At 41.1% G+C, this 25,241-nt stretch carries 21 protein-coding genes; 16 read left to right on the top strand and 5 right to left on the bottom strand.

Annotated elements, in window-relative coordinates; genetic code table 11:
• The first annotated feature begins 56 nt into the window (after positions 1 to 56).
• Genes B4F91_RS12510 through B4F91_RS12530 form a run of 5 tightly spaced genes read left to right on the top strand, consistent with a single transcriptional unit; the run spans position 57 to position 6,632 of the window.
• The gene (locus B4F91_RS12510; RefSeq protein WP_286937998.1) at positions 57 to 1,112 is read left to right on the top strand and encodes an agmatine deiminase family protein; all 1,056 of its coding nucleotides are present in this window, start codon (positions 57 to 59) and stop codon (positions 1,110 to 1,112) included.
• Positions 1,109 to 2,002: a carbon-nitrogen hydrolase gene (locus B4F91_RS12515; RefSeq protein WP_286937996.1), complete on the top strand. Its 894-nt coding sequence runs from the start codon at positions 1,109 to 1,111 to the stop codon at positions 2,000 to 2,002. The genes B4F91_RS12510 and B4F91_RS12515 overlap by 4 nt, the downstream gene beginning before the upstream one ends.
• Positions 2,003 to 2,053: 51 nt before the next feature.
• On the top strand, positions 2,054 to 5,527 hold the full coding sequence (mfd, locus tag B4F91_RS12520) for a transcription-repair coupling factor (RefSeq protein WP_138686074.1): 3,474 nt from the start codon (positions 2,054 to 2,056) through the stop codon (positions 5,525 to 5,527).
• The gene (locus B4F91_RS12525; protein WP_064386480.1) at positions 5,527 to 6,363 is read left to right on the top strand and encodes a peptidoglycan binding protein CsiV; all 837 of its coding nucleotides are present in this window, start codon (positions 5,527 to 5,529) and stop codon (positions 6,361 to 6,363) included. Before mfd ends, B4F91_RS12525 begins: the two co-directional genes overlap by 1 nt.
• 17 nt (positions 6,364 to 6,380) lie before the next feature.
• A complete protein-coding gene (locus B4F91_RS12530) occupies positions 6,381 to 6,632 on the top strand; it encodes a DUF3862 domain-containing protein (RefSeq protein WP_286937993.1) in 252 nt (83 codons plus the stop codon).
• A gap of 67 nt (positions 6,633 to 6,699) precedes the next feature.
• On the opposite strand, the gene B4F91_RS12535 is transcribed toward B4F91_RS12530, so the two are convergent.
• From B4F91_RS12535 to B4F91_RS12545, 3 genes are all read right to left on the bottom strand, one after another.
• Entirely contained in the window at positions 6,700 to 8,052 is a 1,353-nt protein-coding gene (locus tag B4F91_RS12535) for a hypothetical protein (RefSeq protein ID WP_024032591.1), read from the bottom strand.
• 103 nt (positions 8,053 to 8,155) lie between these two features.
• A complete protein-coding gene (locus tag B4F91_RS12540; protein WP_138579716.1) occupies positions 8,156 to 10,858 on the bottom strand; it encodes a TonB-dependent receptor in 2,703 nt (900 codons plus the stop codon).
• A 906-nt stretch (positions 10,859 to 11,764) separates the two neighbouring features.
• Complete coding sequence (locus tag B4F91_RS12545; protein ID WP_286937990.1) at positions 11,765 to 12,190, bottom strand: hypothetical protein; 426 nt, start codon at positions 12,188 to 12,190, stop codon at positions 11,765 to 11,767.
• A gap of 339 nt (positions 12,191 to 12,529) precedes the next feature.
• Here B4F91_RS12545 and ccoN point away from each other — a divergent pair, with 339 nt between their 5' ends.
• The 11 genes from ccoN (at position 12,530) to ttcA (ending at position 22,577) form a co-directional block, all read left to right on the top strand.
• Complete coding sequence (ccoN, locus tag B4F91_RS12550) at positions 12,530 to 13,963, top strand: cytochrome-c oxidase, cbb3-type subunit I (protein WP_004588826.1); 1,434 nt, start codon at positions 12,530 to 12,532, stop codon at positions 13,961 to 13,963.
• 12 nt (positions 13,964 to 13,975) lie between these two features.
• Positions 13,976 to 14,650 (top strand): cytochrome-c oxidase, cbb3-type subunit II, encoded by a 675-nt coding sequence (gene ccoO / locus B4F91_RS12555; protein ID WP_004588825.1) that lies wholly within the window; start codon positions 13,976 to 13,978, stop codon positions 14,648 to 14,650.
• A gap of 5 nt (positions 14,651 to 14,655) precedes the next feature.
• Complete coding sequence (locus B4F91_RS12560; protein ID WP_004588824.1) at positions 14,656 to 14,841, top strand: CcoQ/FixQ family Cbb3-type cytochrome c oxidase assembly chaperone; 186 nt, start codon at positions 14,656 to 14,658, stop codon at positions 14,839 to 14,841.
• A complete protein-coding gene (gene ccoP, locus B4F91_RS12565) occupies positions 14,838 to 15,872 on the top strand; it encodes a cytochrome-c oxidase, cbb3-type subunit III (protein ID WP_054982343.1) in 1,035 nt (344 codons plus the stop codon). The genes B4F91_RS12560 and ccoP overlap by 4 nt, the downstream gene beginning before the upstream one ends.
• 141 nt (positions 15,873 to 16,013) lie before the next feature.
• Positions 16,014 to 16,505 (top strand): FixH family protein, encoded by a 492-nt coding sequence (locus B4F91_RS12570; protein ID WP_004588822.1) that lies wholly within the window; start codon positions 16,014 to 16,016, stop codon positions 16,503 to 16,505.
• 8 nt (positions 16,506 to 16,513) lie between these two features.
• Positions 16,514 to 18,889, top strand: coding sequence for a heavy metal translocating P-type ATPase (locus tag B4F91_RS12575; RefSeq protein WP_286937989.1), 2,376 nt, complete (start codon positions 16,514 to 16,516; stop codon positions 18,887 to 18,889).
• Complete coding sequence (ccoS, locus tag B4F91_RS12580) at positions 18,886 to 19,053, top strand: cbb3-type cytochrome oxidase assembly protein CcoS (RefSeq protein ID WP_002963071.1); 168 nt, start codon at positions 18,886 to 18,888, stop codon at positions 19,051 to 19,053. The genes B4F91_RS12575 and ccoS overlap by 4 nt, the downstream gene beginning before the upstream one ends.
• Positions 19,046 to 19,717, top strand: a complete 672-nt coding sequence (locus tag B4F91_RS12585) for a sulfite exporter TauE/SafE family protein (protein ID WP_286741937.1) — start codon at positions 19,046 to 19,048, stop codon at positions 19,715 to 19,717. The genes ccoS and B4F91_RS12585 overlap by 8 nt, the downstream gene beginning before the upstream one ends.
• A 68-nt stretch (positions 19,718 to 19,785) precedes the next feature.
• Positions 19,786 to 20,523, top strand: coding sequence for an FNR family transcription factor (locus B4F91_RS12590; protein ID WP_248531003.1), 738 nt, complete (start codon positions 19,786 to 19,788; stop codon positions 20,521 to 20,523).
• Positions 20,524 to 20,629: 106 nt separating this feature from the next.
• A complete protein-coding gene (gene uspE / locus B4F91_RS12595; RefSeq protein WP_024032584.1) occupies positions 20,630 to 21,556 on the top strand; it encodes a universal stress protein UspE in 927 nt (308 codons plus the stop codon).
• Positions 21,557 to 21,659: 103 nt separating this feature from the next.
• Positions 21,660 to 22,577 (top strand): tRNA 2-thiocytidine(32) synthetase TtcA, encoded by a 918-nt coding sequence (ttcA, locus tag B4F91_RS12600; protein ID WP_029774533.1) that lies wholly within the window; start codon positions 21,660 to 21,662, stop codon positions 22,575 to 22,577.
• Positions 22,578 to 22,636: 59 nt separating this feature from the next.
• On the opposite strand, the gene B4F91_RS12605 is transcribed toward ttcA, so the two are convergent.
• Positions 22,637 to 23,704, bottom strand: a complete 1,068-nt coding sequence (locus B4F91_RS12605; RefSeq protein ID WP_286937985.1) for a hypothetical protein — start codon at positions 23,702 to 23,704, stop codon at positions 22,637 to 22,639.
• A gap of 87 nt (positions 23,705 to 23,791) precedes the next feature.
• Complete coding sequence (locus tag B4F91_RS12610; RefSeq protein ID WP_286937983.1) at positions 23,792 to 24,853, bottom strand: hypothetical protein; 1,062 nt, start codon at positions 24,851 to 24,853, stop codon at positions 23,792 to 23,794.
• Between the last annotated feature and the right edge of the window lie 388 nt (positions 24,854 to 25,241).

A 25,241-nucleotide genomic window follows, 5' to 3' on the forward strand; every position in this document is an offset into this window, starting at 1 on the left:
TGACATATGCATGTAAAATGCTAAACTAGCGCCACCGTAATTTGTATCAAAACTTCATGAACTTTAGACTTTTACCTGAATGGGCTGAGCAAGACGCCGTTATGCTTACCTGGCCCCATGCACAGACCGACTGGGCTGATACGCTTGAACGCGTAGAGCCTGTTTATGTTGAGCTTGCAACGCATATCACAGCCGTGCAGCAGCTTGTTATTGTTGCCCATAACACGGCGCTTAAAAGCCACATTACTGCCTTGCTAACAAAAGCGAATATAAACTTAAGCCAAGTGCACTTTGTTGTTACACCAACAAACGATACCTGGGCACGGGATCACGGCCCTATTACCTGCGCAAATATTGACGACGCTCGCCAACTTAAAATTTACGACTTTATCTTTAATGGCTGGGGTAATAAGTTCGAAAGTGCCCTCGATAATAAAATTAACGCCGTACTGGTAGACCAGCTAAGTAATCCAAACACTGATTACCAAGCCCTAAATGTGGTACTTGAAGGTGGCGGCATTGAAATTAACGAACACGGTGTGTTGCTTACAACCAGCGAATGTTTACTGAATAAAAACCGCAACCCCGATTTATCATCAGGCGATATTGAGTCAATTTTAACAACGCATTTAGGCGCAACTGACTTTTTATGGGTAGATCATGGCTACTTAGCTGGTGACGATACCGACAGCCATATCGACACACTGGTACGTTTTGCCCCCAATAATACACTTGTGTATGTTAGGTGCGATGCTAAAGAAGATGAGCACTTTAACGCATTAGATGCGATGAAAAAGCAGCTGCAAAGCTTTAAAACACAAAATAATACCCCATATACGTTAATTGATTTGCCGTGGCCAAAACCTGTGTTTGATGATGACAACACCCGTTTACCGGCAACGTACGCAAACTACTTGATTATCAATAATACGGTTTTAGTCCCGACGTATAACGATGACAACGACGCACTGGCGCTAGCGCAAGTTCAAAAAGCGTACCCAGCGCACACTATTATTGGCGTTAATTGCCTACCTATTATTGAACAATTTGGTAGTTTACATTGCATTACCATGCAATTACCTCGTGGATTTTTAGCTGGAGCAGCACAATGACAAGCCCTGCAAAATTAACCGTTGCCTTAGTGCAACAAACTAACAGTGATAACGCCTGCCAAAATATGGCAAAGTCGATTGCTGGCATTCGTGATGCTGCTAAGCAAGGCGCACAGCTTGTGGTTTTGCAAGAGCTGCATCGTAGTCTGTATTTTTGCCAAACAGAAGATGTTGATGTATTTGACCTAGCCGAAACAATTCCGGGTCCAAGCACAAATACACTGGGCGAGCTTGCTAAAGAGCTCGGCATCGTTATTGTGGCTTCACTGTTTGAAAAACGTGCCACTGGGCTTTATCACAATACCGCGGTGGTACTTGAAAAAGACGGCACCATCGCAGGTAAATACCGTAAAATGCACATTCCTGATGACCCGGGCTTTTACGAAAAATTTTACTTTACCCCAGGCGATTTAGGCTTTGAGCCAATTCAAACCTCAGTAGGTAAGTTAGGTGTTTTAGTATGCTGGGATCAATGGTTCCCTGAAGCGGCCCGTTTAATGGCCATGGCTGGCGCAGAGGTACTAATTTACCCAACCGCAATAGGCTGGGACCCACGTGATGATAACGCAGAGCAAACACGCCAAAAAGACGCATGGGTAATAAGCCAGCGTGCGCATGCGGTTGCGAACGGCGTACCCGTTATTAGCTGTAACCGTGTAGGGCACGAAAACGACCCTAGCGGACAAAGCGAAGGTATACAATTTTGGGGTAACTCATTTATTGCAGGCCCACAGGGCGAAATGCTCTCAGAGGCGAACAATACCGAAGAGCAAATTTTAGTAGTAGAACTTGATCAAAAAGCCTCTGAAAACGTAAGACGTATATGGCCGTACTTACGCGACCGCAGAATTGATCACTATCAAGACTTAACAAAAATTTACCGAGACTAAATAACTGCATGGCGTTTGCGAGCAAACGCCAACTAAAAAATGGAGCACTAAATGGCGTTTGAGCAATGGGCAGCCTTGCCGTGGGTAAAATCTCAAAAAGATAAAATTCAATGGGGGCAGCTAACTGGCAGTGCACTAAGTATAGCCATTGCAGAAGGTGTAAAACAGCAAAACGATTTAGTGCTTATAGTTACGCCAGATACGCCAAGCGCATTACGGCTTGAAACCGAGCTCGAATACTTATTGCCAGATAACCCGGTAATGGTATTTCCTGATTGGGAAACCTTGCCGTATGACCATTTCTCTCCGCACCAAGATATTATTTCAGCACGCTTAGCCACTTTAAACACTTTAAAAAACGAGCAGCAAAGCGTACTTATAGTGCCTGTATCTACGTTAATGCTGCGTACTGCGCCTGCTTCGTTTATTTATGGCTCTACCCTTAATTTTAAAGTAGGCGATAAACTCGACACCCATAACCTGCGCAGTAATTTAGAACAAGCAGGATATTTAAACGTACAACAGGTAATGGAGCACGGCGAATACGCAATACGTGGCTCTATTGTTGATTTGTACCCAATGGGCAGTGTGCACCCATTTAGGCTCGACTTTTTTGACGATGAACTCGACTCTATTCGTTTATTTGACGTAGAAACCCAGCGCTCAGATGAAAAAGTAGATAAAATTGAGTTACTTCCCGCGCATGAATTTCCAACCAACGAAGCAGACGTTGAGCGTTTTAGAATAAATTATCGCGATAAATTTGGTGCCAGCTCAGAGCAAGACTCTGTTTACATGCAAGTAAGCAAAGGTACTTGGCCTGCCGGTATTGAATACTACATGCCGCTGTTTTTTGAAAAGCTTGCCACCATTTTTGATTACTTGCCAAACACCACTACGGTTATGCAACTAGGTGACTTAGAACACGCCGCAGATACCTTTTGGCACGATGTAAACGTACGCTACGAAAACCGTAAAGTAGATCCCCTGCGTCCACTACTGGCGCCCAGCGAGTTGTATCAACCTATTAATGAGTTGTTTTCTAATTTAGGTGAGTTTGCACGAATACGCTTATCGCAAGCTAAATTACCCACTAAAGCAGGCAATAAAAACTTAAATGTGAGCGAGCTACCCGCAGTAAGAATCGATCATAAACAACACGAACCCTACGGCGCATTTATTAACTATGTGGCAGAACAAAAAAAGAAAAAAAGCCGTATTTTATTAAGTGTTGAGTCTGATGGTCGCCGCGAGTCTTTATTAAGCGTGCTTAAGCCAAGCGGCTTAAAGTTTAAAGAATTTGAAAGCTTACAGCAATTTACACAAAGCCAAAGTGATGTTGGCTTAATTGTAAGCCCTCTTGAGCAAAGTGTTGTACTGGGTACAAAACCTAGCCTTTCTATTATTACCGAGCAAGAGCTGTTAGGTATTAAGGTGTCGCAACGCAGGCGCCGTAAACATAAATACGAAGCAAGCCAAGATGCGTTAATTCGTAACTTAGCCGAGCTTAAAGAGGGCCAGCCAATTGTTCACCTTGATCACGGTGTTGGCCGCTATCAAGGCCTGCAAACAATTGACGCGGCAGGTGTAATCACTGAGTTTGTTACCATTACCTATGCCGGTGAAGCAAAACTGTATGTGCCGGTATCGGCACTGCATATGCTAAGCCGTTATTCAGGCGGTGAAGAAGCAAGCGCCCCGCTTCATAAACTTGGCTCAGATGCCTGGGAGAAAGCCAAAAAGCGGGCCGCTGAAAAAGTACGCGACGTAGCCGCGGAGCTGTTAGATATTTACGCACAGCGCCAAGCAAAACCAGGTAATAAATTTGCACTCGATGGGCAAAGCTATCGCCAATTTAGCGACAGCTTTCCATTTGAAGAAACTGACGATCAGCGTAATGCTATTGAAGCCGTACTTGGTGATATGCAATCAAAACTTGCTATGGACCGTTTAGTGTGTGGTGATGTAGGCTTTGGTAAAACAGAAGTGGCTATGCGCGCCGCGTTTGTAGCGGTTAACGATAACAAACAAGTAGCCGTATTAGTACCAACCACCCTGCTGGCTCAGCAACATTACGAAAATTTCAAAGACCGTTTTGCCGATTTTCCTATCGAAGTGGGAGTGTTGTCGCGCTTTAATTCAACTAAAGAGCAAAAAGACACGCTTGAAAAAATGGCCGACGGTAAACTTGATATCGTTATTGGAACGCATAAGTTAATTCAGCAAGATATTAAATTTAACGATTTAGGTTTACTAATTGTTGATGAAGAGCACCGCTTTGGTGTGCGCCAAAAAGAAAAAATAAAGTCATTACGTGCTGATGTAGATATATTAACGCTTACTGCAACGCCTATTCCGCGTACTTTAAATATGGCGATGAGCGGCATGCGTGATTTATCAATTATTGCCACCCCACCTGCTAAGCGTTTAGCAGTTAAAACCTTTGTACGCCAACGCGACAGTGACTTAATACGCGAAGCCATACTGCGTGAAATTAAACGCGGCGGCCAAGTGTACTTTTTGCATAACAATGTTGAGACTATTGAGCGAGTCTCGCAAGAGATCAGCGAATGGGTACCAGAGGCTAGTGTCACCTCTGCTCATGGGCAAATGCGCGAGCAAGAGCTTGAGCAAATAATGACAGACTTTTATCATCAAAAATACAATGTACTGGTATGTACCACCATTATCGAAACCGGTATTGATGTGCCTACTGCTAATACTATTATTATGGACAGAGCCGATAAACTTGGCCTTGCGCAATTACACCAATTACGCGGTCGTGTTGGGCGAAGCCACCACCAAGCGTATGCTTATTTATTAACCGGCGATGCTAAAGCACTTTCTAAAGATGCCACCAAACGCTTACAAGCAATTGAGTCGTTGGAAGATTTAGGCGCAGGTTTTGCCCTTGCTACACATGATTTAGAAATACGTGGTGCGGGTGAGCTATTAGGCGACGATCAATCAGGGCAAATGCAAACTATTGGCTTTAGCTTGTATATGGAAATGCTAGAGCAAGCGGTTAATGCCCTTAAAAATGGTAAAGAGCCAACGCTTGAAAACCTGCTTCAGCAGCAAACTGAAGTTGATTTAAAACTCCCTGCCTTACTACCTGATGATTACATACACGATGTTAATGCGCGTTTAGGTATGTACAAGCGCATTGCAAGTTGTGCTAACCTTGCCGATATGGACGAATTACAAGTAGAGCTAATAGACCGCTTTGGTTTATTACCTGATGCCACTAAAAACCTATTTAGTATGCAGCAACTAAAAATGCGTGCTAGCGATTTAGGAATTACAAAAATAGAGGCAAACCCTAAAGGGGGCTACTTTGAATTTAGCCAAAATACGAAGGTTAATCCTAGCTTCATCATAGGCTTGATACAAAGTGCACCCCATGTGTACAAAATGGATGGCGCAAATAAATTGCGCTTTGCAATTAATGAGGTAAACCCTCGTGAACGCTTAAAAATGGTCACTGCAATGATTGCAGATTTCGAAAAAAAGGTTAGCCATTAATGTTGCTAAAAAAATCGCTTATCGTGTTATGTTGCTTATTTAGCAGCACCGCATTTGCAGAACGTTGGTTTGAAGTAGAAGTGCTGGTATTTAAACAGCGCCCTGCCCCCTATTTACAAGAAGACTTTAGCTTAAAGCACGAGCCCATTAAGGCGAAAAATACGTTAGAGCTACTCACCCCTTTATACACAGAGCAAGCTATGCAGGCATGTATAGATGGCGATAGTCGCTTTCAAAAACGCTCGTTTACCGATTCTTTAGTTAATGCCAACCCACAATCGGGTGTGTGTGATAACAGTATCGACTTTATGAAAAGTTACGACGAGTTGCCCGTTACGCCATTAGCACCGGCACAAGATACGATGGATGAGCCCTATTTACTCGCACCTGAGCAATTACAATTTACTGCCCAGCGCCGCGCTTTAGACAGAAAAGGTTTAGCCCCGCTACTGCATACTGGCTGGCGCTTTGAAGGGGCCAGTAAATCGCGTGCGCCAAGCGTACATTTAATTTCTGGTGATCATATAAAACGCGACGTTAACACTACGCCTAATTATTCAAATCCCGACTTTATTAGCTTAGTACAAAGTAAGCCACAGCTATTTGATACCTCAGAGCAGCCCCTAAGCTATTGGGAGCTAGATGGTTTATTTAAAATACATTTACGCCACTACCTTTACATAACCGCTGATTTTGACGTAAACGAAAAACTACCTAATGGGGATATAGAATCGGCCCGCTTTTCACAATTTAAACGTGTAATAAGTGGTGAAATCCATTACTTTGATCATCCTCGTATGGGCATGATTGTACAAATACGAAAGTATAAACACTAAATCAATAGGACATAACAATGAAAAAACTCCTGATCATCGCAGCAACGCTAAGCCTGGCAGCTTGTTCAAAAGTAAGCCTAGAAAACTACGAAAAAATTGAAGTTGGCATGGATAAAGCCGAAGTAGAAGCTATTTTAGGTACTGCTGATAACTGCGTAGAAAAAACCCTACATACTAATTGTGTATGGGGTGATGAGTCTAAAAACATTGAAATAACACTCGTTTCAGACAAGGTAACTATTTATTCTAAGCACGGTATTACACAGTAATACTGCGCTAAATTAGCTAAATTTACATGACACTAAGGGATAGCCGTTGCTATCCCTTTTTTATTTTCTATTTTTTAGAGTAAATAAGTTCAATATTAACTATTTTACTGCGATTGAGGGTTATTTTGTAACGCTGGTATAAAGTTCTTTCCTCGTCTTTTAATACCATCACCAAATTTAACTGGTAGCGCCTTTCAACCGCTTGCTTTGATATTTTATTACCATCTAAATGATACAGCTTGCCCTCGCCGCGTTTTAAATACCGTGCAAAGGGCGCCAAATTAAAGCGCATACTTTGCTGTAGAGTATCGTAGCCTGGTAAAAACTCTTTAGCTGAAACACGTGTTTCACTGGCAAAATGCAGCCACTGCGCGGCTAGCTTGTTTTGCTGACGCCTTTTTGAAAATATTGTTTTTACTTCACTAGGGATTTTTTTAAAACGCATATACTCAAGCCACACAAACTGACTTGCAACGCGGTCTTTAGTGATGCTGTTTTTAAATACAAACCGCCATTTAGGACGCCCGCGCACAATAGCGCGCCAAATTACCCGTGTAATGTCTTCTTTAAATATTTCACGCAAGCCGTAAATAACCCCTAATATTAAAATAAGGGTAGCGGTAACTTCGGTAAAGGTTGAGCGCGCGTTAAGTATAACTACCATTACAAATGCCATAATGACAGCTGTAACCGTGCCTTTTACTAAACGCTTTAGGTAACTATTTAAATAACGCGTATTGCGATGCAAAATAACGCCGTGCTCTATTAGGCGCTGCAGTAAACGCATTTTATTTGTAATGCGGTTACCATCTTGCAACGTGGTTTCTGAGTTGTAATTTTGCTCAAACCGGTATGTATTTTCGTTTTTACAAAATTGCAGTAAGTCGTTGCGCTCTTTCGCAAAGTCACTGCTGCGCGGGCCTTCATCTAATAGCTTTAAAAACGACTGCTCAACATGCCAACTTAAATAGTTATCGGCATTGGTGTAAAACGGCACCAGCTTTTCATCATCGGGGGTATATCTGCGCAGCTTTTTTAGCAGCCCTTCACTTTGCTCAAACAGCTCTTGTGCACGGGCATAAAAAGCATCCACTTCTTGAATCTTTAATGCATCTTTAATATCAGCGTCGAGCGCTAAACGCACCTGATAACAGTACAAATTAAGGTTTTGGCGGTAATCTTGTTGCTCACCTTTGTTTTTACTAACAAAGCGGCTACGCACTAAGGGTAAGTGTATGTTTTTAGCGTTATAAGCTAAGTGCGATTTAAAGTGGTTATTAAAATAAGACTCTTCACTGAGGGTTTGCACGTTTATACCCATTTCATTGGGTATAGAAAAATACAGGTCGATACGCTGCTCAGAGCGAGGGGATAACTCTGGTTCTATGACAAAAGATAAATTTTCGTCTTGTTTTATCAAACAACTCTCCTTTTATTGAGTGTATAAGTGTACTGGTCTCCTTAATTTTGTTCAATAAAAAAGGCCCAGTAAACACTGAGCCTTAATACGATTAATGTGCTAATTAAAACTTAACGTTTACACCAGCAAAGAAACGACGGCCTAGTACATCGTATGTGTACGGGTCAGTGTTAGAATCGTTGTTACCTGTGTAGTAAGGAGGTTGCTTATCAAATAAGTTGTTGATACCCGCAGATAGAGACAGGCTATCATTAACTAAGAAGCTACCGCTAATATCGTGATAAACGACAGAAGGAGTCGTAGGTGCATAACAGCTGTCAGCATCATCTAAACAAGAGTAGCTATCCATACCAGCAATATAACGCGCTTGATACTGTGCATCCCAACGATCGCCTGATACATTTAGTGTTAAATTAGATTTAATATCTGCATACCCACCAGAACCTGATGTAATAAGACCCGCATAATCTACTGTCTCATCAAGTACAGTTACTACATATTCATCTAAATAAGTTGTATCTAACCCGGCTTTCCAATTTAAGCCAGCAGCTTCGAAGCTATACGCTAAGTTTAAATCGATGCCAGATGTTTCCTCTGCACCAATATTTTGTAGCTGGTTATTAAACTTAACTCGACCAGTCGCATCCATTGACACATTAGAAGATTGGCATAAAGCAGAGCTTGAATTACCAGCATTATTTAAACATTGATCAACAATGTATTGATTATCAACAGACGCAATCGCATTCTCAATTTCGATTTTGTAATAATCCAATGTCATCGAGAAGCCATCAAGCCACTGCGGCTCATAAACAATACCTGCCGTTAGTGTATCTGCTTCTTCAGGTGTTAATTGGTCATTACCACCTACAGTTACTTCTGCCTGCTCCTGAGCGCCAGGGTAACTAATTTGCTCGAAAGAAGGTGAATTACCAGAGTAAAGTTCAGATACTGTTGGAGCACGGAAAGCTGTAGAAACAACACTACGCAACATTAATTCGTCATTTACTTTCCATGTAAGACCTAGTTTCCATGTTTCATCAGAACCAAAAGTACTGTAATCAAAAGCACGAATTGCAGCACTTAGCTCTACATTTTGAGCAAAAGGCGCATCTGCAAGTAATGGGATAGCAAATTCCACATAAGCTTCATTTACATCAAAACCACCTGATGTTGGTTCTACCATAGGATCATTAGCTAAGCCTTGAGCTGTAAGCGAGTCAGGCGTATACCACGCCTTTTCTTGGCGACGTTCAACACCTGCTGCAAACGCTGCATAACCAGCTGGCATTTCAAACATTTCACCTGAAACAGATGCTGCTAAGATAAATAACTGACTACCACCATTGTTTACTTCAGTGTAAACATTTTTACGGAAATCTTCAGATGTCCATGCATTTTGATCAAGTGGGTTGAAAGTCCCCTCTAAGATCTGATCTTGAATGGCACCCATATTATGAAGATTACTTAGCTTATCAACTGAATCGTTACGACCAAAGTTAGCTGATATGTCCCAAGAGTAATCACTAATGAAACCCTGAGCACCAACAACAGCTCTTACTGTATCAACTGACTGTTCAAAATAACGTGCACCTGTATCAGACATGCGACGTCCGTAAGAAATTTTATCACCGTATTGGTAGTTAGTTTCTTGCGTGACGTAATTTCCATTTGCATCTTTATCTAAGTAGCCATCGCCATCTAAGTCAACACGATTATCATAGCTTTGACTTAGAAGTGAATCACCCATATCTTCTGTATATTCAAAATCAAACCATACTGGCTGAGGCGCCATTTGCTGCTCTGACCAACGTTTAGTATAAGTAAACTCAGCAAATAAACTTGTGTCATCAGATAGCTCATAAGTAGCAAGACCAGTTAAGTTTAAGCGCTCCATTGGCGTGTAAAGATAGCTTGAAGGAGAATAGTTGTAAGCATCTTCATTAGTGTAACGATGATAATCGCCACCACGACCAGTAACACCAGAGTCATCAATTAATGAAACACTAATATCTTTACCGCTAGCATCAACGGTGGTACCTTTTTCACCATTACCGTTCCAAATGTGACCGCCTTCGTTATATGAAGACCCTGTACAGTAAAGTCCGTTAGAGCCTTCAGCAAGTGGGCAGTTAGAAAAGCTACGATCTGCCTGCGATGCTTTACCACGGTCAGTGTACTGCATACCGATAACAATATTACCTTTATCGAATGAAGTACCTACAGTGAAGTCAACTGAATTTTCTGTAGCATCGCCTTCGCCAGTGATTGCTGTGTTAGCATTCATGTCTAGGCCTTCGAAATCATCTTTTAAAATGATATTCACAACACCAGCAACCGCATCAGTACCATAAACAGCAGATGCCCCATCTTTAAGTACTTCAACCGATTTAATCATAGAAACAGGGATAGTATTTAAATCGACAGTAGAAGCAGCGCCTGTGCCCGAGTTGATCATACGACGGCCATTTACAAGTACTAATGTACGTTGTGAACCTAAACCACGTAAATCGATAGAAGCATTACCACCCGAACCATTGTTAATACCTGGGTTGGTCATTGCACCGCCAGTAGCAGTCATCTTTTGTAATACGCTATCGATGCTTGTTGCACCCATTGCTTTAATATCGTCTGCACCAATTAATGTAACTGGACTGGCGTTTTCCATATCCGAACGCTTAATGCGAGAACCCGTTACTTGAATTTTTTCAATAGCGTTTGCGCCATCTTCGGCCGCTACTACTTGCATACTTGAGAACATTGGGATTGCTGCGATTACAGCTAAACCAAGAGTTGATTTTTTCATGAATAAACCCTACTTGTTGGAAATTTACCTTGATTGGTAATGCTCACTTTTTATAAGAATTGTGAGTCAGGGGGGCAACTTAGGCTGAGTTAACTGAACAAAAACTTAATGGAAGATCGTTATATATACAACACCAAAAAAGAATAACCAAAAAAGGTACAAAGGTTATAACTTGTTGCAGTGTTAACTAAAAAAAACAATTAAAAATCATTGAGATAAAACTAATACAAAGCAATTAAAACACACCTGAAATCAAAGTTATGCAGATTGTAATCAAATGTAATTAATGGATAAATATACCCTTTTTAGAAAAATTAACATATTAATCACAGCGCATTAGTAAAACCGTAAAGCTGTAATAAAATTAATAACCATAAATATGCAGATTTACCGCTTAAATAGTCTTATTAAGCTATTTATTTAGTTTTTTTGGCAATATTTTTTGTTCAGCGAGACTTCAACGTTTGCTCGGAATGGGAGGAGTTATTTGATTTAGCAAATCATTAGAGGGTCTTAAATTGAGGGCGTTTAGCTTTATTAAAATAGTTATCATTAAAGTAAGCAGGATTTACTTTTTTACATGCCCAGTAATGCAAGTAATACGCTTTTACTATAAACATTACGAAGCCCCCCTATTACCGTAAGGCAATTCACTCCATAACAAGAACGAGTAAGCACACCAACATAAAACAGATGAGAATGAAAAAAAAGGTTACAGCATACAAGGCAGCAAAGAGGTTTAAATGTGTGTTAGTGCTTTAAATACAATTTTATACACCTACTATTGCAGCGCTGCATATAAAAGGCGTACCGCTTAATAGTAGTGCCTTATTATAGTAATACCTTATTAATAGCTGATTTTTGTTATGCGCCAGCTAAAAAAATGATTGGCAGGAAAAAGGTACCTTAATACGTCACATAAAAATTATAAAAGTGAGTGATTTTCTCACCAGTTTGAACATTGCTTAAATTAAGCACCAGTTGCCACAGCATATTTTTCTCAGAGCATATGCCCACCATAGTGTCACTTTTATAAATAGTTGCTTCTTTAGTGAACTTTTGCGGAATAAAACCCATATACATGGTTATACTTTCAAGCTTAGCGTTATCTATTTTTAGGTGGGCGGGTAAATCAAGGTAAATACTAAAGGGGGTTTCGGGGGAAATAATTTTATCACTTAACCATACTTTAACACCGGTGTTATAAATACAGCGCTGATTCGTGTCGCAATTTGTTTTTAACAGTGCTTTTTGATCTTTTTGATTGGCATTGTCACAGCCTGTTAATACCAAAAACAGCATTAAAAACAAAGATAATCTATATATATGCATAACAAATCCGCGCTAAATAAAAACAAATCTTAATTAGCATGCTTTGAAATAACAATAGCCAGTGTGATGTTTGGTTAATATAGGTACAATCTGTATCAAAAAATAAACAACAAACTCACAAACTTTGATTGATGTCATAATTTTATGTAATTGACCTATCTTTTTTAGGCCAAAAAATTTATCATTTCACCCGCAAAAAATAAGGGTTTCTCGAGTTTGTTTTCTGAAGCATTCAGGCTTTGAACGTTTTAGGTAATACGCTTGGGGAAAATAGTAGGCCCCACTTTAAACGGTGGGTAATTCATTTCTAAACGCATTTATTGCAGCGGAAGCCAGAAAATGAGCCAAACAGTAGCATCACAAACTGAGTATAACTATAAAGTTGTACGCCAATTCGCTATTATGACAGTGATTTGGGGCATCGTTGGCATGAGTATTGGGGTTCTGATTGCTGCCCAATTAGCTTGGCCAGCACTTAACTTTGATACACCATGGTTAACATACTCTCGACTACGTCCGTTACACACGAACGCAGTAATTTTCGCATTTGGTACCAGTGCACTTTTTGCGACGTCTTATTACGTCGTTCAACGTACTTGTCAAACGCGCCTTTTCTCAGACAAACTCGCCGCTTTCTCTTTTTGGGGTTGGCAGCTTGTTATTGTATTAGCCGTAATTACATTACCACTGGGTATTACTAGCTCTAAAGAATATGCAGAGCTTGAGTGGCCAATCGATATTTTAATCGCGGTAGTATGGATAGTTTACGCAGTGGTATTTTTTGGTACGCTGATCAAACGTAAAGTATCGCACATCTACGTTGCTAACTGGTTCTACGCTGGCTTTATTATTACTGTTGCAGTGCTACACATTGTAAACAGCATGGCAGTGCCTGTGTCGTTAACTAAATCATACTCAATCTACGCAGGTGCGGTAGATGCAATGGTTCAGTGGTGGTACGGTCACAACGCTGTAGGTTTCCTACTAACGGCTGGTTTCTTAGGTATGATGTACTACTTTGTACCAAAGCAAGCAGGTCGCCCAGTTTACTCTTACCGTTTATCGGTAGTTCACTTTTGGGCACTTATTTCACTTTACATTTGGGCAGGTCCTCACCACCTTCACTACACTGCGCTTCCTGATTGGACGCAAAGTTTAGGTATGGTTATGTCTATTATCTTATTTGTACCGTCTTGGGGTGGTATGATTAACGGTATAATGACGCTTTCTGGCGCTTGGCATAAGCTACGTACCGACCCAGTACTGCGTTTCTTAGTTGTTTCATTGTCTTTCTACGGTATGTCTACGTTTGAAGGCCCAATGATGGCAATTAAATCTGTAAATGCATTATCTCACTACACAGATTGGACTATCGGCCACGTACACTCAGGTGCACTAGGTTGGGTTGCGATGATTTCAATTGGTGCTATTTACCACCTTATTCCTGCGTTATTCGCACAAGGTCGTATGTACAGCGTTAAATTGGTTAACACGCACTTTTGGTTACACACAGTAGGTGTTGTACTTTACATTGTTGCAATGTGGATCTCAGGTGTTATGCAAGGTCTAATGTGGCGCGCAGTTAACTCTGACGGTACATTAATGTACAGCTTTGTTCAGTCTTTAGAAGCATCACATCCTTTCTATATTATGCGCTTTGTAGGCGGTGTATTCATCGTTACAGGTATGTTAGTTATGGCTTACAACGTTCTGCGTACAATTTCAGCTGAGAAAGAATCACTGAAGTTAGACGCGCAAGCACAATTAGCATAACGGAGTGAGATGATGAGCAATAAAAATTCACAAAACAAACATGAAATAGTAGAAAAGAACGTTGGCCTAATGGCTATTCTGACTGTTTTTGCTATTAGTTTTGGTGCATTAGTTGAAATTACTCCGCTAATGTTCCAAGACGATACAACAAAACCTGTAGAAGGTTTGCGCCCACTTAACGCGCTTGAAATGGAAGGTCGTGACATTTATGTACGTGAAGGTTGTTATAACTGTCACTCACAAATGATTCGTCCTTTTCGTGATGAAGTTGAGCGTTACGGTCACTACTCTGTAGCGGGCGAATCAGTATGGGATCACCCTTTCCAATGGGGTTCTAAACGTACTGGTCCTGACCTTGCACGTGTAGGTAACCGTTACTCGGACGATTGGCATTATGCACACTTAGTTGACCCACGCGCCGTGGTTCCTGAGTCGAACATGCCAGGTTTTCCTTGGTTAGCAGAGACAAAGGTTGATACCAGCCTGACTCTGAAAAAACTACAAATTTTCCGTGATACTTTTGCTATTAACCCAGAAAACCCTAAACACCCGGGTTTAGGTTATGGCAGCGACGAAGAGCTACAAGCAGATGTTGATAAAGTTAACGCTATGAATAACGGCGAAGGCGCAACAGAAATGCAAGCCCTAATCGCGTATTTACAGCAACTTGGCACCCACTTGAAGTAATTATTATGGATTACGGAACATACAGAGGCATTTTGACTCTGGTAATTTTAGTATTGTTTATTGTGATTGTTGTATGGGCATACAGCAAGCGTAGCAAAAATCGTTTTGATGACGCTGCTAATGCCATTTTCGAAGATGAAAAAAAACATAACAACACACTCTCTAACGAGGAAAAGGAGTCTGAAAAATGACTAGCTTTTGGAGTATTTGGGTTATTGTATTAACCCTAGCCTGCTTAATCATCATTTTTAGCTTATTAGTTTGGAACCTTAAAAACTATGCGGGCGTAAAAGAAGGTGAAGACTGCGGACATGAATATGACGGCATTACCGAACTAAATAATCCACTACCAAAATGGTGGACGTACATGTTCTTCGCAACATTTATTTGGTCGGTATATTACTTAGCAGCTTATCCAGGTTTAGGTAACTGGGAAGGCTTAGGTAAATGGACAAGCTCTAACCAAGGTATTACCTCTTTAGCTGAATCTAAAGAAGCCACGGCTAAAGCAAAAGAAGAAGGCCGCTATGTAAAGCTTGATAAAGAATACGAAGCAGCACAAGAGCGCTTTGGTCCTATTTTTAACAAGCTTGCACAAGTACCAGTATTAGATTTAGTTAACTCTAAATTTGAAGGTGATGCAGCGCAGCAAGTAGCCCTTGAAAATGGCGAAAAGCATGAACAAACAGACGGCCAGTTAGCACTTGAAATTGGTCAGCGTTTATTCTCGCAAAACTGTGCCCAATGTCATGGTTCAGATGCACGTGGTGCAACTGGCTTCCCTAACCTAACTGATAAAGATTGGTTATACGGTGGTTCACCAGACAAAATTAAAGAAACGCTTCTTTATGGTCGTGTAGCCGCAATGCCTTCTTGGAGTGCAGCACTTGGTGAGCAAGGCGTTAAAGAAATGACAGCGCACGTACTTAGCTTGTCTGGTCGTACTGTTAACCAAAAAGATGCCGCTGCAGGTGCCGCTAAGTTTGCGATGTGTGCCGCGTGTCACGGTGCAGATGGTAAAGGCTCTGTTGCACATAACTTACCGTTTGGTGCACCAAATCTTACAGATAACATTTGGTTATACGGTGGCTCTCAACGCGCTGTTGAAGAAACCCTTAACCATGGCCGCGCCGGTGTAATGCCAGCATGGAAAGACATTTTAGGTGAAGATAAAATTCACCTGTTAACTGCCTATGTTTACAGTTTATCGCAAGATAAATAAACACCGAGTTAACTATTAATTAATCTTTTTATTTCAACAGATTAATCCAGATCAAAAAAGCCTCCAGTCGGAGGCTTTTTTTTAGTCTTTTACAAATATTTGCTATAAAATAGCCCTACCTAAACTAATTTTAGAGCAACTATGCAACCTACTCCGTGGTATAAAAATTTTTGGCCTTGGTTTTTAATCTTTTTTCCGCTAGCGGCTATTATCGGGTGCATAACCTTAATTATTACTGCTGTGGGCAACGGCCCAGATATGGTGGTTGATGATTACTATAAAAAAGGCAAAGCAATAAACTTAGAACTTACTAAGTTTGAAAAAGCCAAAGCACTGTTTTTACATGGCAAGCTTAATGTTACAAACGAGCGTGCCAGTTTTGCCTTTACCAAAGGCGATTATAGTAACGTACACGCTTTAAAGCTGTCTTTTTATCATCGCACCATCAAAGCGCATGACTTTGAAGCAACGCTTACCCCTAATGCAAATAAAGAATTTACTGCCCTTTTAGATAACTACACACCAGGTGCTTACTCTGTCTTTATAGAGCCGGTGGATGGTAGTTGGAAGTTAAAAGAAAACATTACTCTTCCTACAGAGCAGCCTTTGTTAGTTACCCCAAATTATAAGTAGCCACCACTATGAGCGTTTCTTGCTTTCATTGCCTTGAAAGTGTGCCAAATGGATTTCGCGCAACCGTAACAATAGATAACACGCCACAGCCTATGTGCTGTATTGGCTGCCAAGCAGTTGCGCAAAACATTGTTGACCAAGGCATGACCGACTATTACAAATACCGCACCGTACGCGCTGGTAAAGTAGAGCAGTTAGTCCCTGAGCAACTCGCGTTTATTAAAAGCTACGACAACGAAGACATACAAGATGAGTTTATAGCCACAACCGATAACTTATCCCAAGTACTTTTAAGTGTTGAAGGCATTACCTGCGCCGCGTGTGCATGGCTTATCGAAAAGCAATTACTTAGCTTAAAAACGGTAAAGCGCGTTGATGTTAATACCTCAACTAACCGTGCCATGATCCAATGGGATAAAACCCAAACCCCGCTGAGCGAAATTATTACTTCCTTAGCCAAAATTGGCTATAAAGCTTACCCGTTTCAAGCCGATGACGAAGCCCAACAAAAGCAACAAACAGCAAAAGCCTATATACGCCGCTTAGGTGTTGCAGGGCTGATGACCATGCAAGTGATGATGTTTGCCTTTGCCATGTACTTTGGCATGTTCTCGGGTATGGATAATAACTTTGAGCAATACTTTAGGTGGATAAGCCTAGTGCTTGCCTCCCCCGTTATTTTATACAGCGCATTACCCTTTTTAACTAACGCTATTAATGGCTTAAAAGCAAAACAGTTAAATATGGACTTACCCGTTTCGCTGGCTATTTTTGGTGCGTATAGCGCCAGCTGTTATGCCACATTTATGCAAGTAGGCGAAGTGTATTTTGAATCGGTATGTATGTTTACCTTTTTATTATTATTAGGTAAATACCTCGAATTTAGGGCCCGATTAAAAGCCAGCGAGTTTACTGCCAACTTACAAAAGCTGCTACCTTTAACCGCCCGCACCCTTGATGATAACGGCCAAGAGCATATTATTGCAGCTAAAAAGCTTAAACTTAATGATGTTGTACTCATAAAAGCTGGCGAAACTATCCCCGCTGACGGAGAGCTTATCAAGGGGCAAACAAGCGTTGATGAGTCGATGATGACCGGTGAGCATCAGCCCGTTAATAAGTTTATTGGCCACAATGTGTATGCCGGGTGTGTTAATCATGATGGCTTAATAGAAATAAAAATAAATAAAATTGGCCAAAACACCCTACTAAACCAAATTATACACTTACAACACACTGCGCTTACCAAGCGCCCTAAACTGGTAGAAATTACCGATAAAGTTGCCCAGTGGTTTATTGCCTGCTTGCTAGTTTTTGCCTCTATAACGGCCGTTGGCTGGTACCAAATTGACCCAGAGCACGCGTTTTGGATCACTATTTCTGTATTGGTTGCCACTTGCCCTTGCGCGCTTAGCCTTGCTATACCTACCGCATTAACGTGCGCTGTAGCCACACTCACCCGCAAAGGGGTGCTAATTAAACAAGCGCATGTGCTCGAAACCCTCTCGCAATTAACGCTGTTTGCCTTTGATAAAACAGGCACCCTCACACAAGGTAAATTTAGCTTAGATGCCATTGATATACTCGATGACACAATCTCTAAAGAGCAAGCGCTTAATATTGCAGCCCAGTTAGAGCGTTATTCTGAGCACCCCATAGCCAGCGCATTTAATAAATACGCCACCACCGAGCTTGCCCTTACAAACATTACTGTACACCCAGGTATGGGCATTAGTGCACAAAGCGCAGATAAACATTACGCTATTGGTAAAAGCGGCTGGTTTGACAGTAAAAAAACAAATGCCCAAGCAAGCCTATTTATAAATAAACGCGTAGTTGCTCGTTTTTACTTTATAGATAAAGTAAAACCCGGTGCCAGTGAGCTTATAAGTACCTTACAAGCACAAAACTTAAGCTGTCATATGCTCACAGGCGATGCATCAGACGCAGGGCAAAAAATAGCAAAACAGTTAAAGCTCAACAGCAGCCAAAGCGCCCTGTCGCCTAAAGATAAACAAACCGCCGTGGAGCATTGGTCATCACAAAACGAAGTGGTTGCCATGGTAGGCGATGGCATTAACGACAGCCCAGTATTTGCCAGTGCCCATTTATCCATTGCAATGGAAACCGGTGCCGACATTTCTAAAAACAGCGCCGATGTAGTGCTGTTAAACAGTGATTTAGCCTCAATTGCGCACCTACTCAATGTTGCTAAGCAAACCAGGCGAATCATTAAGCAAAACCTGACGCTGTCTTTGTTGTATAATGCTTCTATTTTACCGCTTGCAGCGCTTGGGCTTGTTGCCCCGTGGATGGCCGTTATTGGTATGTCTGCCAGCTCAATTATTGTGATTAGTAATTCACTAAGGCTTTTAAAGTTATGAGCATAATTTATATTTTAATCCCGATTGCCATATTATTTGTGATTATTGCCATTGGCGTGTTTTTTTGGGCCGTTAAAAGCGAGCAATTCTCTGATTTAAACAAACAAGGTCATAGTATTTTGTTTGAAGATGATAAAGAACAGCACAACAAAAGTAATGATTGACCCACTTTACACCAGCGCCTTTTTAATGGGCTTAATTGGTAGCGGGCATTGCCTTGCCATGTGCGGTGGTATTGCCAGCTCATTGCAATTGGCCAGTAACAAGCGCCAATCTGTTATTTATTCATTTGCTTATAACATTGGCCGAGCGTGTAGTTACATGCTGGCTGGCGCACTCGTTGCGGGTATAAGTAGCCAATTTGCAAAACAAAATACGTTTTTTTCTGTAACCCTTTCATTCATTGCGGCTATTTTTATGCTGCTGGTAGGCGTGTATATAATGCGCTTAGGCCCCACTCTGCAATGGCTTGAAAAAATAGGCAAAACACTTATTTGGCAGCATATTGTTAAGCTTAATAAACATTTAATGCCAGTAGATTCAACGGCTAAAGCATTGGGTTACGGCGCTTTGTGGGGGTGGCTACCCTGTGGTTTGGTTTATTCAGCGCTCACATGGGCAATGACCAGCCCTAGTGCATTTGATGGTGCCCTAGTGATGCTTTGCTTTGCGCTTGGCACCTTTCCGGCCATGATCACCTTAGGCCTGGCCGCCCAAAAACTTAATAGTGTTATTAACCACCCATGGACGCGAATTGTGTTAGGCAGTATTATAATTTGGTATGGTATGTACCTGTTGATCATTGCCATCGACAAACTAGTACATTAATCGTCAGCTGTATTAAGCCACTCGGCTTATTTTCATTGCTGTGTATAAAAATTAAAACGGATTAAATTATGGATTTCTCTCAAAGTCGCGCTAAAAGTAATTGTGCAATTAGCTGTAACAACTGCAGCATCAGCCAATTGTGTTTGCCGTTTTCGTTAAATGGCCAAGAAATGGATAAACTTGACGAAATCATTGAGCGCAAAAAGCCCCTGCACAAAGGCGACTACTTGTTTGAATCCGGTGCTGCGCTTAATGCAATTTATGCAGTACGCTCAGGCTCATTTAAATCGTACACATTGTCTGAACAAGGTGATGAGCAAATTACCGGTTTTCACTTAGCCGGCGATTTAGTCGGCTTTGATGCTATTAGTAAAATGGCTCATCAGAGCTTTTCGCAAGCACTTGAAACATCAATGGTATGCGAAATCCCGTTTGATACACTCGATGAGTTAGCAGGTAAATTACCCAAACTTCGCCAACAAATTATGCGTTTAATGAGTAGCGAAATTACCTACGATCAAGAAATGCTGCTACTTCTTAATAAAAAATCTGCAGAAGAACGCCTAGCGAGCTTTATTTATAACCTTTCGGAGCGCTTTGGCGAGCGCGGATTCTCGCGTAAAGAGTTTAGATTTACCATGACTCGTGGTGAAATAGGTAACTATTTAGGCCTAACCGTTGAGACCATCAGCCGCTTATTAAGTCGTTTTCAAAAAGCGGACTTAATAAAGGTAGAAGGTAAATTTATTACTATTTTAGACAGTGACGCACTCGCCAAAACGGCAGCAATAATTAAGCCTAGCTAAGCTAATAGGTGTTGTAACTTTGATTTAGAACAACAATTTGTGTGCTACCCCTTTAACTGCTGTGTATTTACGTTACACTGAAAGTAAGTTAAAAAGGGAGTAGCATATGAACACTATTAAACGTATTTTAGCCGTTATTGATCCTACTAAGGATGACCATCACGGTTTAGCTCGCTCGATTGATTTAGCCAAAAAGTCAGGCGCCAGTATTACCGCCTTTATGACTGTTTACGACTTTTCTTACGAAATGACCACCATGTTGTCGTTTGAAGAGCGCGAAGCAATGCGAAAAGCCGTTATAAACGATAGAGAATTATGGCTTAAGGATATAATTTCTACCTACCCAGATGTAAATATCACCACCCAGGTGGTCTGGCATAACCGCCCTTTTGAAGCCATTATTAATACCGTTATTGAACAAGAATACGATTTAGTGGTTAAAAGTACCCATCAGCATGGTGCGCTAAAATCGGTTATTTTTACCCCTACCGACTGGCACTTAGTACGTAAATGCCCCACACCTGTGTTATTTGTAAAAGAAATGGCTTGGCCTGAGCAAGGTAATATTTTAGCCGCGGTCAATGCGGTTAGTGAAAACGATGAGCATGTAGCCCTTAATAAACGCATTATTAAAGATGCACAATTTTTATGTGAACTTGCCAACGCTAAACTTAATTTAGTTAATGCCTACCCTGCTACCCCCATTAATATTGCCATAGAGATACCAGAATTTAACCCTGGGCTTTATAACGAATCTGTAAAAAAACACCACATAGAATCCACCAACGAGCTTGCTAAAACTTTTAGTTTAACTAATGAGCAATGCTTTATAGAAGAAGGCCTACCGGAGGATGTGATCCCCGATGTAGCAAATCGCTTAAATAGCGAACTGGTGGTGATTGGCACCGTAGGGCGTACGGGGCTAAGTGCCGCATTGGTTGGCAACACTGCCGAGCACGTAATTGATAGCCTAGATTGCGATGTCTTGGCATTAAAACCTGATGGCTACGTAAGCCCGCTTGCCAAAAGTTAAACAAAGCCTTAACTAGCGCTTTAATACCCATAGTACTTGGGTATATAATACGCCCCTTTATTTTCAGCAAATAATTTGCCGCATTGTTTTATAAGGGGGCGTAGTGTCTCACTCAGCTCAAGCCAAAGCTCAATACAACTTAAATAAGCTACAAAAGCGTTTACGCCGTCTTACTGGCCAAGCCGTCATGGACTTTAACATGATAGAAGAAGGCGACCGTATAATGGTATGCCTATCGGGTGGTAAAGACAGTTACACCATGCTTGATATGCTTAAACATTTAAAGCGTGTGGCGCCCATTAAATTTGATTTATTTGTTGTTAATCTCGATCAAAAACAACCAGGCTTTCCTGAACACGTTTTACCTGAGTACCTTGATAAACAAGATATTGAATACAAAATTGTAGAAGAAGACACCTACAGCATTGTTACCGATATCATCCCTGAGGGTAAAACCACGTGTTCGCTTTGCTCACGCCTACGTCGTGGTATTTTGTACCGTACAGCCAAAGAAATGGGCGCAACTAAAATTGCCCTTGGCCATCACCGCGATGACATGATCGAAACACTCTTTTTAAACATGTTTTATGGCGGTAAACTTAAAAGCATGCCGGCTAAGCTAATGAGCGATAACGGCGAGCATATGGTTATCCGTCCGCTCGCTTATTGTAAAGAAGCCGATATAAGTAAATACGCATTTAGCCAAGGCTATCCTATTATTCCGTGTAACTTATGTGGCTCACAAGAAAACCTGCAACGTAAACACACTAAAAACATGCTAGCGCAGTGGAATAAAGACCACCCTGGGCGTATTGAGAGTATTTTTACTGCAATGCAAAATGTGGTGCCTTCGCATTTAGCCGATACAGAACTATTTGACTTTGAAAACCTAAAAACCGGCGACGTTATTGATGGCGGCGATATAGCACTCGATAAACCAGATATACCTAACGCGCCTGTAAGCGATGAAGATGAAAACCAACAGCAACAAGCTGATGTGGTTACTATTAACCTAAGCTAACGGTTTTAAAAATACAGTTAAGGGGCTACTCGCCCCTTTTTTTATACTCATTAATCCTGCTAAGCGCCTTTATCAGCTAACCCTTTTAAAAACTCTAAACTCATTCGTTCTTGCTCGTTTGCTTGATAAGGCAACTGTTGCAAACTATCGTAGGCAAAATCTGTAATTTCAAACTCAGTAATCTCACTGCTACCAAAACTATTACGCTCACCTGGGCTTGGCGACATGCGCTCTATCACAAAGTCACTTAAACGCATGTTAACCACCCCTTGTGGTAATACCGACCAATGCGCCTTTAAATCCACCGTTTGACTGCCTTGTGAAAGTTTCTTTTTAGTCACCAAATGTGCAAGTGGGGTCGTATCACTGTATAAATTAGCTCTAATTCTATATAAGCCGCTTTTAAGCACTTTTAAATGAGCTGTGGCTATCATGTTTTCGTTTTGTGCATAGGCATTATCAAAATCAATAAGCGTCGCACTGGGTGGCATATACTGTATTTGCGCAACTGCAGGCACCTTTTTACCTGCTACATTTGCCTCTACAAATAGCTGTAAATTTCGCGGGTAGTCTTCACTGCCTTTAAAGCTTACTGTGGCTTCGCCCTGCTGAGCTGTGGTGGTTTTTGAATTGATTGACGCTTTAGTATCGGTATTGCTTAGCGCTACATTTACCTCTGCTAGGTTTTGCGCAGCAATATTAATGGTTATTTCTTGCGGGTATACAAACCTATATTTATCTAAACTAACAACGAGGGCATTACCCGCATCGTCAATGGGGCTTGTAACTGGGTAAAACTGATTGGGCTTTAAACGGTCTTCATCAAGTGCGCTTAAGGGCTGCGAATAAGGCGGGTATTTTAGTGCGCTTTGGTATTGCATTGCCACATGCTCAGCGGCACTGGCCAAGTGCTGATCATAATGTATTTTGGCAGGGCTTTTTGCCTGTTTTTGTTTTGGCACATCAATGGTTATTACGGTGTTTTTATCTGGGCTTGCTGGATCTGTCTTGTTTTTTATTGCCAGTGCAGCGGGAGGCTCAAGCGTTTTAACTTCATTTTTATTTGTAAACCACAGTAAAAACATCGCAATACTGACTACAGCGGCACCAATGTAAAACTTTTTCATGTTGCATCAATCCTTTAAAAGCGTGCAGCAAATAACTACACGCTCTAGCGTTTAATACCTAACGCGTTTATAAAATTTAGGTACTTATTAAGGGATCACGTTATAAATAAGTGCCGAGGCGCTTTGCGTGTTTGAATCCTTAATATAGCGGTAGTGTTTTTTCCAAAACCAAGTACCCGTTGTTTTATCAAATGTGTTAAAGCCAACATTTTGACCATCTACATTTATATTGTTCATGGCAATTGTGACATTCCCTTTGCGCTGCGCATTATGGATCTCGTTGTGGCTGTAACTGTCGCTCATCATCATTGGATAATGGTGCGGCATAAAGCTATTAACGGCATCGCCTTGTGATTTTAACTGGCCATTAGTATCAATACTGCTACTGCAACTGCCAAACGATTTAGCCGCGCTTGCTCCACACGATGAATGCGATGCCACCACCGAATCATCATTACCTTTTAAAAACCCGCCCGTTAAACCTAGGTACTCATTACCATCGGCTACAAAACGTAAACGCGGCGTACGCGCATCTGGAAACGGCGAAATTTTGCGTGCGTTATTTACTTTTAAATCGTGTAATACGCCCACCGCTTCTGTCACATCACTGCCTAACCACCATTTGAGTGCTGCATCCACTGCAAAGTTCCATGCTGCGCCAGTTAAAGCACTTACAGCAATATCGGCAAGCTCGCTGCCGCCCCCTGCTCCCGCTAAATCAAAGGTCGCCACAATATTAAGTGGCGTAAGGCCTGCATTTTCAAGCCAATTAGCTTGGTTATCAATAATATGGCGAGCAACTAAGTCGCCTGTTGAATGCGTTACTAGCACACAGCCATCAGCACATAAGTTAGAACGCGATATTTGCTTTAATTTAGGCCATACCCAATCGGTCGCAATTTTACCTTCAATGCGCTCATAGGCTGGCCAATCAATACGTTCATCAGCACGGTTATTCCAATAGGTTTGCCAATAGGTTTCACCCTCGTTTAATACATCGCTGCCCGACTTATTGGTTATTTGCGATACCTGCAAGCCGTGGATCAGTATAATTTTGTGATCTTTACTCAGTGCAGAAAAGCTCATTAAAAACGCAGCGCTGGCAAAAAGTAGATATTTAAGTGTGTGTGTTCGTTTAGAGTTGTTCATATAAATCCTTAATGTGTTCAGTGTTTTATTTTTATGCCTATGTACTTAAGGTATTCATTTACACATGTGCAGGCGCACATGCATTGACCAGTATTAGGAACAACGCTCAAAAATGCAACAGTTTATTATCATTTAAATTCTACTAAGTCTATATTGACTGTATATTCAATTACTTAAATTTAAATAATTGCAATATTTAGGACTGTAACGATTCTATAATAATAGAATTACCATCTATTTTTAACACTTTGGTGAATGAATTAATGTATACTTAAATATTTTTTTTTAAAATGACTAATATTTTCTAGTAATCTAAGTCACGAATAAATCTACTCTTTTAAGAGAAGCTTACATTAATAAAAGCTATCTAAATTGTATTTTGAAGGAA

This window comes from Pseudoalteromonas sp. UBA6610 (assembly GCF_002433295.1).
Classification (GTDB): domain Bacteria; phylum Pseudomonadota; class Gammaproteobacteria; order Enterobacterales; family Alteromonadaceae; genus Pseudoalteromonas; species Pseudoalteromonas atlantica.

Coding starts and splice junctions, on each gene's coding strand:
- B4F91_RS12590 (WP_248531003.1), top strand. CDS start 19,786: ATGGATTTCTCTCAAAGTCGCGCTAAAAGTAATTGTGCAATTAGCTGT.
- B4F91_RS12525 (WP_064386480.1), top strand. CDS start 5,527: ATGTTGCTAAAAAAATCGCTTATCGTGTTATGTTGCTTATTTAGCAGC.
- B4F91_RS12545 (WP_286937990.1), bottom strand. CDS start 12,190: ATGCATATATATAGATTATCTTTGTTTTTAATGCTGTTTTTGGTATTA.
- ccoP (WP_054982343.1), top strand. CDS start 14,838: ATGACTAGCTTTTGGAGTATTTGGGTTATTGTATTAACCCTAGCCTGC.
- mfd (WP_138686074.1), top strand. CDS start 2,054: ATGGCGTTTGAGCAATGGGCAGCCTTGCCGTGGGTAAAATCTCAAAAA.
- B4F91_RS12575 (WP_286937989.1), top strand. CDS start 16,514: ATGAGCGTTTCTTGCTTTCATTGCCTTGAAAGTGTGCCAAATGGATTT.
- B4F91_RS12585 (WP_286741937.1), top strand. CDS start 19,046: ATGATTGACCCACTTTACACCAGCGCCTTTTTAATGGGCTTAATTGGT.
- ccoN (WP_004588826.1), top strand. CDS start 12,530: ATGAGCCAAACAGTAGCATCACAAACTGAGTATAACTATAAAGTTGTA.
- uspE (WP_024032584.1), top strand. CDS start 20,630: ATGAACACTATTAAACGTATTTTAGCCGTTATTGATCCTACTAAGGAT.
- B4F91_RS12540 (WP_138579716.1), bottom strand. CDS start 10,858: ATGAAAAAATCAACTCTTGGTTTAGCTGTAATCGCAGCAATCCCAATG.
- B4F91_RS12610 (WP_286937983.1), bottom strand. CDS start 24,853: ATGAACAACTCTAAACGAACACACACACTTAAATATCTACTTTTTGCC.
- B4F91_RS12605 (WP_286937985.1), bottom strand. CDS start 23,704: ATGAAAAAGTTTTACATTGGTGCCGCTGTAGTCAGTATTGCGATGTTT.
- B4F91_RS12510 (WP_286937998.1), top strand. CDS start 57: ATGAACTTTAGACTTTTACCTGAATGGGCTGAGCAAGACGCCGTTATG.
- ccoO (WP_004588825.1), top strand. CDS start 13,976: ATGAGCAATAAAAATTCACAAAACAAACATGAAATAGTAGAAAAGAAC.
- B4F91_RS12570 (WP_004588822.1), top strand. CDS start 16,014: ATGCAACCTACTCCGTGGTATAAAAATTTTTGGCCTTGGTTTTTAATC.
- B4F91_RS12530 (WP_286937993.1), top strand. CDS start 6,381: ATGAAAAAACTCCTGATCATCGCAGCAACGCTAAGCCTGGCAGCTTGT.
- ccoS (WP_002963071.1), top strand. CDS start 18,886: ATGAGCATAATTTATATTTTAATCCCGATTGCCATATTATTTGTGATT.
- B4F91_RS12515 (WP_286937996.1), top strand. CDS start 1,109: ATGACAAGCCCTGCAAAATTAACCGTTGCCTTAGTGCAACAAACTAAC.
- B4F91_RS12560 (WP_004588824.1), top strand. CDS start 14,656: ATGGATTACGGAACATACAGAGGCATTTTGACTCTGGTAATTTTAGTA.